This is a genomic window from Bacteroides caecigallinarum (genome assembly GCF_016901995.1).
Taxonomy (GTDB): domain Bacteria; phylum Bacteroidota; class Bacteroidia; order Bacteroidales; family Bacteroidaceae; genus Phocaeicola; species Phocaeicola cellulolyticus.
Window position 1 is genome coordinate 1 of record NZ_JACJLE010000223.1, and the last position, 229, is coordinate 229.

1 rRNA gene is annotated in these 229 nt (G+C 52.8%); it reads left to right on the top strand.

The features are described from left to right. Positions 1 to 229: ribosomal RNA gene (locus H6A61_RS16390) — 23S ribosomal RNA — on the top strand; the annotation flags it as partial.

The following is a 229-nucleotide window of genomic DNA, read 5'->3' on the forward strand; positions in this document are numbered from 1 at the left end:
AATAGTACCTGAAACCGTGCGCCTACAAGCGGTTGGAGCTCTGCAAAGAGTGACAGCGTGCCTTTTGCATAATGAACCTACGAGTTACCGTGTCCGGCAAGGTTAAGGGACAAGAGTCCTGGATCCGAAGCGAAAGCGAGTCTGAAGAGGGCGTCAAGTCGGATGCGGTAGACGCGAAACCAAGTGATCTACCCTTGGCCAGGATGAAGTCTGGGTAACACCAGATGGA